The following is a 12,484-nucleotide window of genomic DNA, read 5'->3' on the forward strand; positions in this document are numbered from 1 at the left end:
ACTGGCCACCCTCGCGCTCGCAGGGATGCTCGCGATGCCGGCCGTGGCACAAACCCCCGCGAAGCAGCTTTTCGGTGCGAAAGCGACACCTTCGGAGCATAGTTCCGCGCCCTTCGGAAGCTACAGCAAAGGCTGCCTCGCAGGTGCGGAGCAATTGCCGGAATCGGGGCCGACATGGCAGGCGATGCGGCTGTCGCGCAACCGCAACTGGGGACACCCCGATACCATTGCCTTCATCAAGCGACTGTCGATCGCGGCAACGAAGGTGGGTTGGGCAGGGCTTTACGTAGGGGATATCTCGCAGCCGCGCGGCGGTCCCATGCTATCCGGGCATGCCAGCCACCAGATGGGCCTCGACGCCGATATCTGGATGTACCCCCCTTCGCGTCTCGACCTGACGCGGGCGGAGCGGGAAAACCTTTCCTCCATCAACGTCCGCGCCGCCAACCAGAAGCAGGTCAACAGCAACTGGACCTACGCTCATCACCGGGTTTTGCGGGCGGCTGCCCGCGACCCGGCCATCGCCCGCATCTTCGTGACTGCTCCGGTAAAACTGCAGATGTGCAAGGAAGAGACAGGCAACCGGGCCTACCTGAGAAAGATCCGCCCGTGGTGGGGCCACAATTATCATTTCCATGTGCGGCTGAACTGTCCTCGCGGTGCCGCCGGCTGCCAGGAGCAGGATCCGATCCCGCCGGGCGACGGCTGCGGGGAGGCGATCTGGTGGGTGACAGATGCGCTTAATCCGCCGAAGCCGGACCCGAATGCTCCGAAGCCGACCCCAAAACCGCCGAAACGTGAAATCACCCTCGCCGATCTTCCGCAGCAATGCTCCGCTGTCTTGCGCTGATCGCGCTGCTTGTCGCTCCGGCAACGGGCTGGAGCGACATGGTGGCCAGCACATCGCGGCTGAAGTGGGTGGAACCTTATGACGGTTTCGGCAGCTTTTCCGGTATCGTTGTCAGCCCTGACGGCAAAGACTACACGACCGTGTCAGACAAGGGCTTCTATGCCACTGGCAGCCTGACACGGCGGAATGGCAAGCTGACCGAAGTGTTACTGGAAGAAAACGGGCCGCTGCTCGGCGTCAACGGGGAAGCGTTGGGCGGACAGGACATTGATGCGGAGGGCCTGACCCGCCTTCCCGATGGTCGCCTCGTCGTTTCATTCGAAGCCAACCACCGAATCCGCATCTATCGTAACATCGGTGGGCCGGCGGAAACTTTCCCGTCGCATCCCGCGTTTGCGAAACTGCAAAACAATTCCGGTATGGAAGCATTGTTCTCCGACGGCTCAGGTCGGATCTATGCCATCCCGGAACGCTCAGGCGCGCTCGACCGTCCTTTCCCCGTCTTCCGTTTCGCGAAAGGTTGGACAACACCGTTTACCCTCCGCCGGGACCCACCCCACCTCGTAGCTGGCGCGGATATCGGCCCCGACGGCCGGCTCTATGTGCTGGAACGGGATGTTGGGGCACTGGGTTTCTACACGCGTATCCGTCGCTTCGACATTACCGCACGTGGCCTTGCCAACGAGCAACTCGTGATCTCGTCGCGCATGGGCGAATTCGATAACCTGGAAGGCCTGTCGATCTGGCGGGACGCGAGAGGTGCGATCCGTATTCTCTGTATTTCAGACGACAACCAGAAATTCTTTCAGCGCACCGAGTTTGTGGAGTTCACTCTGAAAGCTGCGTTTTCCGACGCAAGCTGAAGCCGTTTCATCCAGACGTGCGCTGCAATTTCACTTCTTCCAGTACCTCCCGAAGTGCCCTCTGGCGAAATTCCGTCGGACTTACACCGGTCCGCGCCTTGAAGGCACGGTTGAACGGTGTCAGCGAGTTGTAGCCGAGCGCGAAGGCGTGGGTGATGATCTGCTCTCGCGAACGTTCAGGATCGGCGAGACGTCGTTCCGCCTCCGCTACCCGGTAGGCATTGAGGAAATCGGCGAAATTACGGTAGCCGAGGCATTGGTTGATCAGTCGCCGCAACCGGTGTTCTGGCATGTGCAGCCTTTCCGCGAACTTGCCAATCGTCAGCCCTGCCTCGAGTAGCGCACCCTGTTCCGCCAGCCGCGTTATCCGCGCGAGATCCAGAGCGTCGGCTGGCGTGGTGGGCTCCACCGTTTGTGTGTTTGCCTGATTGTTTCGGATGACCAGGCCGCGCTCGATCCGCGTCAGCCAGAGCGCGAAGACGAAGGAGTAGACAGTCATCAGCAGGGCTTCGGACATGTGTACGGCCAGGTCCTCGCCCCGAAGCACCCGCAGCGTATAATCGGCGATCAGAACCAAAACGAAAAGCGGGATGGCGATGCTGACGGCCACCCGAAATCGTCGTCTGGCATCGACAAGGTCACTGCCAAGGTCGCGGAGGGCCAGAGTTGCCACATGGGCCATCAGCCCGAAGGTGATGATGTGGTAGCCGTGCATCGCTTCCGGCACGCCCCGGCCGTACAGATGTGCAAGCGCCAGCAGTAGCGGAGCCGGCAGCACATGGACGTGCCGCAATATAAAGTCATCGTCGAACAGCGCCAGCGCGAACCACCAGAAGAAGACCATCTTTATACAGGTGACATAGGCCAGCAATCCAGCCACCGGGCCGAGAGCCTCAGCGATGAGGCCGACTTCCAGCAAGGCGTGCACTGCCACCGCGAGTGCAAACAGCGCGCCGTAGCGGGCCACGGGATGCCGCCAGCCGGCCAGCAGAAAGTGAAGGCCGGCCAGAAGGCAGAGCGACGCGGTGGCCCCCTGTAGCGCGTCGATGCCGGTCATGGTGTTCTCCATCGAAAACTTCCGACAGCATATGCGCGAAGCTTTCCGGCGCTAACCGTTTTCGAAATACATTGGGCAGATCCGAAAAAACCATGCCTTTGCGCGAAGTTGCGCAGCCGCCGCCGAGGCCAGGCGACAGACTGCGTGGATCAACAGAAAGGCAGAGCATGACCCATTCGTACCTACTCGCCTTCGCAGCCGCCCTGTTTCTGGCAGCCTGCGATGAGCCGGCCATTTCCCGTTCTCAAGATGGCTCGTCCTGGCCCGGAGTGGTCAACCCGGCCCCGGCCTATCCGTAACGCTCAGACAGTCGGCCACTCGCTGATAATCTGCACCGCCTCTTCCGCCGTTTCCACAAAGCGGAAGAGACGAATATCTTCATCCGAAATCGTACCCGCAGCGGCGAGTGCATCCCAGTTGATGATCGAGCGCCAGAATGCCTTGCCGAACAGCAGGATCGGCAAGGGTTTCATCCGCTGGGTCTGCACAAGCGTCAGCGTCTCGAACAACTCGTCCAGCGTTCCGAAGCCGCCGGGAAAGACGGTTATTGCCTTGGCCCGCATGAGGAAGTGCATCTTCCGAATGGCGAAGTAGTGGAAGTTGAAGGCCAGTTCAGGTGTCGCATATTCGTTCGGCGCCTGCTCGTGGGGAAGGACGATGTTGAGCGAGATGGACCGCCCTCCAGCAAGTTCCGCTCCCTTGCAGCCGGCCTCCATCACGCCCGGCCCGCCGCCGGTGATGACGACATCCTCCTTGCCGTCCTGCAGGAGGGAACGCATCGTCATCAATCGGGCGAACTCTTCCGCTTCGCCGTAGAAATGCGAAAGTTCGGCAAGAACCGGTGTTCGCGCCGTCGCCTTTTTTTCCGGTGCGGGAATGCGCGCGCCGCCGAACATGACGATAGTGGAGCGGATTCCCTCCTCCTCCAACTTCATTTCGCATTTCAGCAGTTCCAGTTGCAGCCGAACCGGGCGCAACTCGTCACGGCACAGGAAGTCGTCATCCGCGAAGGCCAGCCGATAGGTGGGGGACAACGTCTGCGGCGTTTCCGGCACCCCTTGCGACTGTCGGATATCTTCTTCCGCTTTCGGAAAACGCTGCTTCGGGACGTCACTCATTGCTGACCTCATGCAAATTCACGAGGCACAGTCAGACCACATTAGACACGCATGCGGCAAGGCCGCAGTTGCGTAAGTCGGCACCTTCGCCTATCCCTCGCGGCAATCATTGCCGAGGGATATGCATCATGGACACCGCCGCACTTGAATCCGCCATCGAATCCGCATGGGACGCCCGTGACGGCATCACACCTGCCACGACCGGTGAGACCCGCGAGGCGATTGAGGACACGCTGAACGCACTCGATTCCGGTGCTCTGCGCGTGGCGGAACGTCGGGAAAACGGCGACTGGCATGTCAACCAGTGGGCCAAGAAAGCGGTGTTGCTGGGCTTCCGTATCAAGGACATGGAGCCGCAGTCCGGCGGCCCTCAGGGCGGTGGATGGTGGGACAAGGTGGACAGCAAGTTCGCCGGCTGGGGTGACAACCAGTGGAAAGCAGCGAGGTTCCGCGCCGTGCCCAACACTGTCGTGCGCAAATCCGCCTACATCGCGCCCGGCGTGGTCCTCATGCCCTCCTTCGTCAATCTCGGCGCCTATGTGGACAGCGGCACGATGGTCGATACCTGGGCCACCGTGGGATCATGCGCCCAGATCGGCAAAGATGTGCACCTTTCGGGCGGCGTCGGCATCGGCGGCGTACTGGAACCGATGCAGGCAGGCCCCACGATCATTGAAGACAACTGCTTCATCGGCGCCCGTTCCGAAGTGGTCGAGGGTTGCATCGTTCGCGAGGGCTCCGTCCTCGGCATGGGGGTTTTCATCGGCAAGTCCACCAAGATTGTAAACCGCGAGACGGGCGAGGTCAGCTACGGCGAAGTACCCCCTTATTCCGTCGTCGTTTCCGGCTCCCTGCCATCCAAGAACGGCGTAAATCTCTATTGTGCCGTGATCGTCAAACAGGTGGACGAAGGTACCCGGTCCAAGACCTCGATCAACGATCTGCTGCGGGACTGAGTCCGCGGTTCCTCATTTCTTCAGCCTGCGTATCCCGTCCTTACAGTCCTGCGCTCCTTAACTGGAGCGCAGGTTAGGGTTTTAGCGCCAAGGAAAGTGACGCAACGTCAAAACAAATTCCTGAAGCTGCATCTAATTTCTGCCATCTTTGACTCTGAATAACTAACTTCAATTTAGTATTAACGAGTGAGAGAGACGGGATGCCTACGGTATTTTTCGTTGACGCTGCTTATATCACCAGCGCTGCCCTCGGCTCGCCTAGTCAGGGCGACGGCAGCCAGCACAATGGCGGTTCAATAACTTTCGATCCTGACAGCGTTCTGAGCCATTTCGAAGGTTCGGATGATGACAACCTGTTTCAGGACAGCGACAGCAATCAGTTGATCAGTGATTCAGGCACCAGCGGTTTCACCGTCGGGCAGGACTTCGAGGCGGAATACACGGTCGTCGTTCAGGACGCTTTGGGCCAGCAATACACCCTGTACGGGCTTTCCGTCGGAACGGGGTTCAGTAATGTCGTCGGTTTCGCTTTCCTTGGGGCACCGCCACCGTTCGGCGAAGAATTGAGTGTCGTTTCCACCTCTGAGGGACCGAGCGGAACGGGATCGCCGGAATATGACGATCTTGGCACCACGATCTGTTTTACCCCCGGAACCTGGATCGAGACAGGCGGTTTGGCCCGTCCGATCGAAACCCTTACTTCTGGCGACATGGTGGCCACTCTCGACCACGGCCTCGCGCCGATCGCGTGGGCGGGTGCCACACACCTTTCCGGCGAGGAATTGCAGCAGCGGCCGCACCTTGCGCCGGTGCTGGTAAAGGCCAACAGCATCGGCCCGGGCCTGCCGGCCCGCGATCTTGTCGTTTCTCCACACCATCGCCTCCTCGTCGCGGGATGGCAGGCGCAGACGCTGTTCGGCGAACGCGAAGTGCTGTGTAGTGCAATCACGCTCGCCAATAGCGATACGATCCGGCAGATCACACCCAAGGCGGGCGTGACCTATCATCATATCTGTTTCGACGCGCACCAGATCGTCACCAGCAACGGCCTGCCGAGCGAAAGCCTAATGCCAAGTTCACCCGTTCTCGACACGATGGCAGCACCAGCTCGCGACGAATTGCTTGAACTGTTCCCGGAACTCCGCACATCGGCAACCGGACGTTTTGCGTCGACGGTGCGCCGCACGCTTTCCGCCCTGGAAACGGCCAGCCTCTGCGGCGCGGCCTGAAAAGTATTCCGCCGCACCTGCTGCCCGCTCCCCCCACGGGCACAGGCATTCCCCCCGGCGGCGGGGCCCCTGATACCTGCCGGTGGCAGGTATCAGGGGGTAATTGCACGACCGCAATGCGCCCGGCAGTGTGGTCATGCCCTTGATCCCGCGGGCCTGCCACTCTAGCGTCCCGGCAAAAGGGGCAGATTGATGCTGGATCTACTTACTTTCTCCGGTCGTCTCGGACGCTCCGGCTGGTTCGCGAACCTGATCCTGATCGGGGTGATCCTGTGGGTCTACACGTTCCCCCGCGCGGAAATCGTGCTGGCCCGCCCCGGACCTCTCGACCTTGAGGACGAAACCACGATACAGGCCTTGCTGGGTGTGATCGTGCCGCTCTACATCCTTTTGTCATCCGCCGTCCGCCGATTGCGTGATGGCGGCAGTCCCCTGCCGTTTCTCGAACTGATCATCGGTAGCCTGATCCCCGGTATCGGCCAACTCTGGCTCGCTATTCGGCTGTTTCTCTGGGGATCGTCACGGGAAAAACGATCCGAGCCGGCCGAGGCGCAGCGAGAAGCCTTGCAGGTCTGGAAGAAAATGCGTGACGAGGTCGCGAGCGTGGCGACCAAACCCAGCAAGGAAGAAGCCTACAAAGCGCGCCGTTCGGCATCGCAGGCAAAGCACGTGCAGCGGCACGAGGATATCAATGCCCGAGCAGAAGCCCGCCGCCAGCAAATCAACAAGGGGCGGAAGGATACCGGATCCGACCCGGTCACCCGCCTGCATTCCTCCGGCGAAACTGTCCGCCGACTGGGCCGCCGTCGCACGATGCGTGTCCGCCAAATCGGCTTCTGAAAGGTAATCCAGTGGTCAAGAAGACATCGCGCCAACAGGTGTACACCCTTCTCGTGGAAGTCGGTCGCAAGGATGGCGATGGCCTTCCCGAGGGCAGCACCGGCGCGGCGATCCTGTGCTACGCCAGCGGTGTGGATGAAGCAGAGGCAGTGCGCGAGACCACTGCGGTGCTGAAGGCCGCCGACATGGCCCCGCTGGAAATCGAGGGGTATGGAACGCGGGAAGACCAGATCGGCGAAGGCATGGAGATTGGAGCGGAGGAAGAGGCGCTGATGCAGCGGGCGTTGGATGAGAACGCAGTCATCGTCGTGCAGATCACACCCTTCGAGGACTGACCCGCCCTTGACCACGCCAAGTCAAACCCGGAAACTGAACCGCCGAACCTAAGGAAAAGAGCGATGTCTTCAGCCCTTCTCGTCATTGACGTGCAGAACGACTTTTGCCCCGGCGGGGCCCTGGCCGTGGCGGATGGCGACTCCATCGTGCCGATCATCAATGCGATGATGCCGGAGTTTGACAGCATCATCTATACGCAAGACTGGCACCCGGCCGACCATTCCTCCTTCGCGGCCAATCACGACGGCGCTACACCCTTTTCGGTAACGGAAATGCCCTACGGCCCGCAAGTTCTGTGGCCGACGCATTGCGCTCAGGGGACAGTCGGCGCTGCGTTTCACGATGAGTTGGATCTCAAGGGAGATCTGATCATCCGCAAGGGCTTCCGGACTGACATCGACAGCTACTCCGCCTTTTTCGAGAACGATCACGAGACAGCCACCGGCCTTACAGGATACCTGCGCACCCGCGGCATCGGCAGCGTTACCCTGGCCGGGTTGGCGCTTGATTTCTGCGTGGCCTATTCCGCCGTGGACGCCGCCCGCGAGGGTTTCCGCGTAACAGTGATGAGCGAGGCCTGCCGAGCCATCGATCTCGACGGGTCTCTGACCAAGGCGATGGACGACATGGCCGCCGCCGGGGTGACGATCCTATGACGCAACTCGGGTTCGCATCGCCATTCTTCATCTCAGCCAATCTTGATGCAGCTATTGCGTTCTATCGAGACCGTCTCGGCTTTTCCGTCACGTTTGCCGAGCCGCAACCCGCTCCGTTCTTCGCCATCGTCAATCGTGGCGGGGCGCGGTTCATGTTGAAAGAGCTTGGGCCAGATGTGCGGCCTGCACCAAATCACGTTCGCCACGCCGATGCCCGCTGGGACGCTTTCGTCTTCACTCAGGAACCCGACGAGCTAGCGGAGGAATACGGTGTTGCGGCCGGGCATACTCAGGATGGCCTGCACGGGTTCGAAATCGTCGATACTGATGGCTACAAGCTGTTCTTCGGCTGCCCTGCCCCGGAGGCCAACACATGATTGACCTAGCCAAACGGGTGCATGACCATACCTGGAAAATCGATCCGATCGTCCGTTCGCTCCTCGACACGGATTTCTACAAGCTGCTGATGGCCCAGACTGTGGAGAAACGCCATCGCGACGTCACGGTCACCTTCTCTTTGATCAACCGGTCCAAGGACATTCCCCTTGCCGAACTCATTGACGAAGGCGAGTTGCGCGAACAGCTAGACCATATCCGCACACTGACCCTGACGCGGGGAGAGGTGACATGGCTGCGCGGCAACACTTTCTACGGCATCCAGCGGATGTTCACGCCGGCCTTCATAGACTGGTTCGAAGGTTTCCAGATGCCACCTTATCATCTTGAACGCATCGGCGATCAATATGAGCTGACATTCGAGGGCCCTTGGCCCGACGTAATGATGTGGGAAGTGCCGGCCCTCGCAGTGCTGATGGAACTGCGCTCCCGCGCGGTGCTGCGCCACATGGGTAAGCTGGAACTGCAGGTACTCTATGCCCGTGCCATGACCCGCGTATGGGAGAAGATCGAGGCTTTGCGACAATTGCCGGATCTGCGCATCGCAGACTTCGGCACCCGTCGCCGCCATTCCTTCCTCTGGCAGGATTGGTGCAACGCCGCGATGATCGAAGGACTGGGAGAACGCTTTCTCGGGACCTCCAACTGTCTTATCGCCCTGCGACGGGAGGTAGAGGCAATAGGAACCAATGCCCATGAGCTACCGATGGTATATGCTGCCCTCTCCGGCAACAACCACGAGCTTGCTGCCTCACCTTACCGCGTTCTGGAGGACTGGCATCAGGATTACGACGGCAATCTGCGAGTAATGCTGCCCGACACTTTCGGGACCAAGACTTTCCTCGAACGTGCGCCGGACTGGCTTCGGGAATGGACGGGCATCCGCATCGATTCCGGCGATCCAGCGACAGGCGCCGAATACGCGATCAACTGGTGGAAATCCAAGGGCGAGGATCCGCGCGAGAAGCTGATAATCTTTTCCGACGGTCTGGATGTCGACAAGATCACCGAGCTTTATAATCAGTTCTACGGCAGGGTGAAGCTGGGATTTGGCTGGGGAACATTGCTCACCAACGATTTCCGCGACCTGACGGAGGAAAACGCTCTCGCCCCGTTCAGCCTCGTCTGCAAGGCAATCCGCGCAAATGGCCAGCCGACGGTGAAGCTGTCGGACAACGAGGCCAAGGCAATGGGTCCGGACGACGAAATTGCCCGCTACAAGCGCGTGTTCGACCTCAAGAAGCAGACGGCGGACATGCCAATTGTCTAGGGCCGTTGGACGGCCATGATCATCCCGTTCCGCCCAGACCCGACGCTATGGCGTTGACGGACAGCAAAACAGTGGGCAGCAGGGCTTCTGCATTCGTGTTTTTTCCGTCATCACGCAGTGCCCGCCATTTCTTGAGCAACCTGATCTGCTGATTGTGCAAGGGCTCAAGCGCCTGGTTGCGCAGGTCAATGGCACGTTGGATCTCCGGGCGTGCGATGCGGGGCGCGGCGCCATAGAAAATCGTCAGAATTTCTTCTGTTCGTTCAAATTCCTGATCGATAGTGCCGAGGATCCGATCCCGAAGCTCGATATCTTCGATCAGGTTGGCGTAGCGCTCCATTATCGGTGCGGAAGAGGTGGCCCAGGCCGTCGCCGCGTTGGAAACAAGGTAGTGGATAGGTGACCAGCGATGCTCTTCCGACTTCGCGCGCACCAGCGACTCGAAGATCGCGCCATCACTGTCGCGCAGGCTGGCAAAAGCCGTGCCCATGCCGAACCAACCTGGCAGGCCAAAGCGCGACTGGTTCCAGGCGAACACCCACGGGATTGCCCGCAGATCATCCATCGAACGCTTGCCGGAGCGGCGTGATGGCCGAGATCCGATGCGGTTCTGCTCGATGGCGTCGATCGGAGTAGCCCGGTCAAAGAAGGTCAGGAAACCGTCTGCATTGATCAGGTCCTCGTAAGCCCTTCGCCCCCGCTGTGCCAGTACCTCCATTGCCGCGATCAGATCCGGAGGATCGTTCCGTTGTTCCAGTGTCGATCCCAGTACCCCGGCCAGCAACAGTTCGAACTGATGGGCCGCCGTAATGCGGTTGGCGTACTTTTGCGAGATACTCTCTCCCTGTTCTGTCATCCGCATGCCGCCCTGAACGGTTCCCGGCGGTAACGCCCGCAGGAACCGATGTGTTGGCCCGGAGCCGCGGCCGATACTGCCACCGCGACCATGGAAGAAGCAGGCACGCACGCCCTTTTTGCGGCAAAGTTCCGCAATCGCGATCTGAGCACGATAAAGGGTCCAGATGCTCGCCAGAAAGCCGCCATCCTTGCCGCTGTCGCTGTAACCGATCATCACCTGCTGAATGGGCATGTCATCGCCATTCCTTTCGGCCTGTTTCTCCAGCGAGCGGCGGACGATAGGTTCGTCCAGGAACCTGTCGAGGATCTCAGGACCGTTTTCCAGATCTTCGATCGTCTCCAGAAGTGGCGCAACGGGAACCGGGCACCAATTGCCTTCCGGCCCGGTACGCAGCAGTCCGGCCTCGCGAGCAAACAGGAAAACTGTGAACAGGTCTTCCGATGTACGGGTCATACTGACAATGAGAGATCCGAGGCCATCGGTGCCGTACGTCCGAGAGTGATCGGCAAAGACCCGCAGGGCGCCGACGACCTTGTCCGCTTCTTCACCATGACCACTGCCGCCGGTAGTGAAAGGGCGGAAAGTGTCCAACTCCCGTTTGATGAGCGCAGCACGGCGCGGCCCCTCCCAATCCGGGAAACTGTCGCCATCCTTTTCACCCGTCGCCGAGAGCAACTGGCCAAGGGCCCGGTCATGGAAACTGCTGTTTTGCCGGATATCAATGGCAGCAAGGTGGAAGCCCATTGTCGTAATCCGGCGAAGGACGGGGTCGACGATGGTTTCGCACATCCGCTCCGCACCTACATCGCAAAGGCTGGATCGGAGAAGCTGCAGATCGTCCACAAGTTCGCTGACGGCACCATAGCACTGTTCGGCAGGTCGGCCGGTGTCATCCGGCATGGATGCCAGCATGAGGTTCACTGCCTGCCGCCAGGGCTCACTGATGTTGCGGGCAATCGCTGTTTCTCCGGAGTGGCCGAGACGGGCCGTGCGGGCCGCGACAAAATCGGTCAGCGTTTCCGGCACGGTTTGCAGACGTTCCGACAGACTGAGGGCAATGCCGAGTTCCGTCAGCGCTCCGCGTGCCTGTTCCAGCGCCTTGGACCGGAACATTGCCAGCGTCTCGGCCGTCGTGTCAGCCTCAACGAAGGGATGGCCATCACGGTCTCCTCCCACCCAATTTCCGAAAGTAAGTTTCGGGAGATTGTGCTGCAGCAGTTTCTCGCTGAAGCCAGCGCGGGCCCAGGCGGATTTCAATCGGAAATCAACCCAGGGCAATGTGGCCGGGAAGACTTCGGTCAAGTAATACATGATTGCCCGACGCTCGGCCGAAACAGTCGGCTTGTCGATGAAGATATCACCGGTGCGCCAGAGCTTCTCGATGCAGGAACGCGCCTGCGCCTCCAGCGCGGCTCGCTCCGACGCCGACCACATTGAGTTTTCGAGGTCCACGACCACCCGATAAAGAGCGCGATAATGTTCGAGGATCGTCTGGCGTTTCGCCTCCGTCGGATGCGCGGTCAACACTGGTTCCACGTGAACCTGTGACAGCGTTTCTGCGATGTTGCTGTCACTCTTGCCTGCCGCCTTCAGACGCTCAAAGTGCTGGTCCCATGACCCGGGGTCGGCGGCCAGAGTACCACTGTTCTCCGCGGCCCGACGCCTTTGAGCTACCGCATTTTCCTCTGCCTGCGCCATAAGCTGAAACGCAATCGAATAGGCCTGAGAAACCCGTTCGGAGCTATAATCCTCGGCTGTGGCAGCTTCGCCGCCCTCGCCGGCCCAGAGGCTGCGCCACGGCAAGCGTTGTGCGACGTCATCCTCACCCAGATCCCTCAGCACCGTTTCGAAGCTTCGCATGAGAAAGCCGAAGGTCCGCTGAAAATGCTGTTCCTGAACCTCTGCACTATGCATTTGACGTGGCCCCTCAATTACTATCGATGTCGTGTGTCCACCACACGGTCAGCCGTCGCACCTGCCTTGCAGCCCGTGGCACCAAGGACGGAGTCAGCATGGCTCGAATTGACCTGACGAAGCTAGACATACCTAGTGCC

At 60.2% G+C, this 12,484-nt stretch carries 12 protein-coding genes; 9 read left to right on the plus strand and 3 right to left on the minus strand.

Features of this window, described 5'->3' with window-relative positions; genetic code table 11:
• The first annotated feature begins 25 nt into the window (after window positions 1-25).
• Both mepA and GO499_RS12885 read left to right on the plus strand, forming a co-directional pair.
• Entirely contained in the window at window positions 26-850 is an 825-nt protein-coding gene (mepA, locus tag GO499_RS12880; RefSeq protein WP_284154996.1) for a penicillin-insensitive murein endopeptidase, read from the plus strand.
• Window positions 829-1,713 (plus strand): esterase-like activity of phytase family protein, encoded by an 885-nt coding sequence (locus GO499_RS12885; RefSeq protein ID WP_161862561.1) that lies wholly within the window; start codon window positions 829-831, stop codon window positions 1,711-1,713. Before mepA ends, GO499_RS12885 begins: the two co-directional genes overlap by 22 nt.
• A 7-nt stretch (window positions 1,714-1,720) precedes the next feature.
• On the opposite strand, the gene GO499_RS12890 is transcribed toward GO499_RS12885, so the two are convergent.
• Both GO499_RS12890 and GO499_RS12895 read right to left on the minus strand, forming a co-directional pair.
• Window positions 1,721-2,770, minus strand: a complete 1,050-nt coding sequence (locus tag GO499_RS12890; RefSeq protein WP_161862562.1) for a helix-turn-helix domain-containing protein — start codon at window positions 2,768-2,770, stop codon at window positions 1,721-1,723.
• Between the two features lie 302 nt (window positions 2,771-3,072).
• On the minus strand, window positions 3,073-3,888 hold the full coding sequence (locus GO499_RS12895; protein ID WP_161862563.1) for an LOG family protein: 816 nt from the start codon (window positions 3,886-3,888) through the stop codon (window positions 3,073-3,075).
• A 128-nt stretch (window positions 3,889-4,016) separates the two neighbouring features.
• Between GO499_RS12895 and dapD the strand changes: the two genes are divergently transcribed.
• The 7 genes from dapD (at window position 4,017) to pncB (ending at window position 9,571) form a co-directional block, all read left to right on the plus strand.
• Window positions 4,017-4,844, plus strand: a complete 828-nt coding sequence (dapD, locus tag GO499_RS12900) for a 2,3,4,5-tetrahydropyridine-2,6-dicarboxylate N-succinyltransferase (protein ID WP_161862564.1) — start codon at window positions 4,017-4,019, stop codon at window positions 4,842-4,844.
• Between the two features lie 200 nt (window positions 4,845-5,044).
• Window positions 5,045-6,073: a Hint domain-containing protein gene (locus tag GO499_RS12905; protein ID WP_161862565.1), complete on the plus strand. Its 1,029-nt coding sequence runs from the start codon at window positions 5,045-5,047 to the stop codon at window positions 6,071-6,073.
• A 192-nt stretch (window positions 6,074-6,265) separates the two neighbouring features.
• Window positions 6,266-6,913: a DUF805 domain-containing protein gene (locus GO499_RS12910; RefSeq protein WP_161862566.1), complete on the plus strand. Its 648-nt coding sequence runs from the start codon at window positions 6,266-6,268 to the stop codon at window positions 6,911-6,913.
• An 11-nt stretch (window positions 6,914-6,924) separates the two neighbouring features.
• Window positions 6,925-7,248 (plus strand): DUF8846 family protein, encoded by a 324-nt coding sequence (locus GO499_RS12915; RefSeq protein ID WP_284154725.1) that lies wholly within the window; start codon window positions 6,925-6,927, stop codon window positions 7,246-7,248.
• Window positions 7,249-7,311: 63 nt separating this feature from the next.
• Entirely contained in the window at window positions 7,312-7,905 is a 594-nt protein-coding gene (pncA, locus tag GO499_RS12920; RefSeq protein WP_161862567.1) for a bifunctional nicotinamidase/pyrazinamidase, read from the plus strand.
• Window positions 7,902-8,282: a VOC family protein gene (locus GO499_RS12925; protein WP_161862568.1), complete on the plus strand. Its 381-nt coding sequence runs from the start codon at window positions 7,902-7,904 to the stop codon at window positions 8,280-8,282. Before pncA ends, GO499_RS12925 begins: the two co-directional genes overlap by 4 nt.
• Complete coding sequence (pncB, locus tag GO499_RS12930; protein ID WP_161862569.1) at window positions 8,279-9,571, plus strand: nicotinate phosphoribosyltransferase; 1,293 nt, start codon at window positions 8,279-8,281, stop codon at window positions 9,569-9,571. The genes GO499_RS12925 and pncB overlap by 4 nt, the downstream gene beginning before the upstream one ends.
• Window positions 9,572-9,590: 19 nt before the next feature.
• Here the strand turns inward: pncB and GO499_RS12935 are convergent, their stop codons facing one another.
• A complete protein-coding gene (locus tag GO499_RS12935; protein WP_161862570.1) occupies window positions 9,591-12,344 on the minus strand; it encodes a phosphoenolpyruvate carboxylase in 2,754 nt (917 codons plus the stop codon).
• Window positions 12,345-12,484: the final 140 nt, after the last annotated feature.

Source organism: Algicella marina (assembly GCF_009931615.1).
Lineage (GTDB): Bacteria > Pseudomonadota > Alphaproteobacteria > Rhodobacterales > Rhodobacteraceae > Algicella > Algicella marina.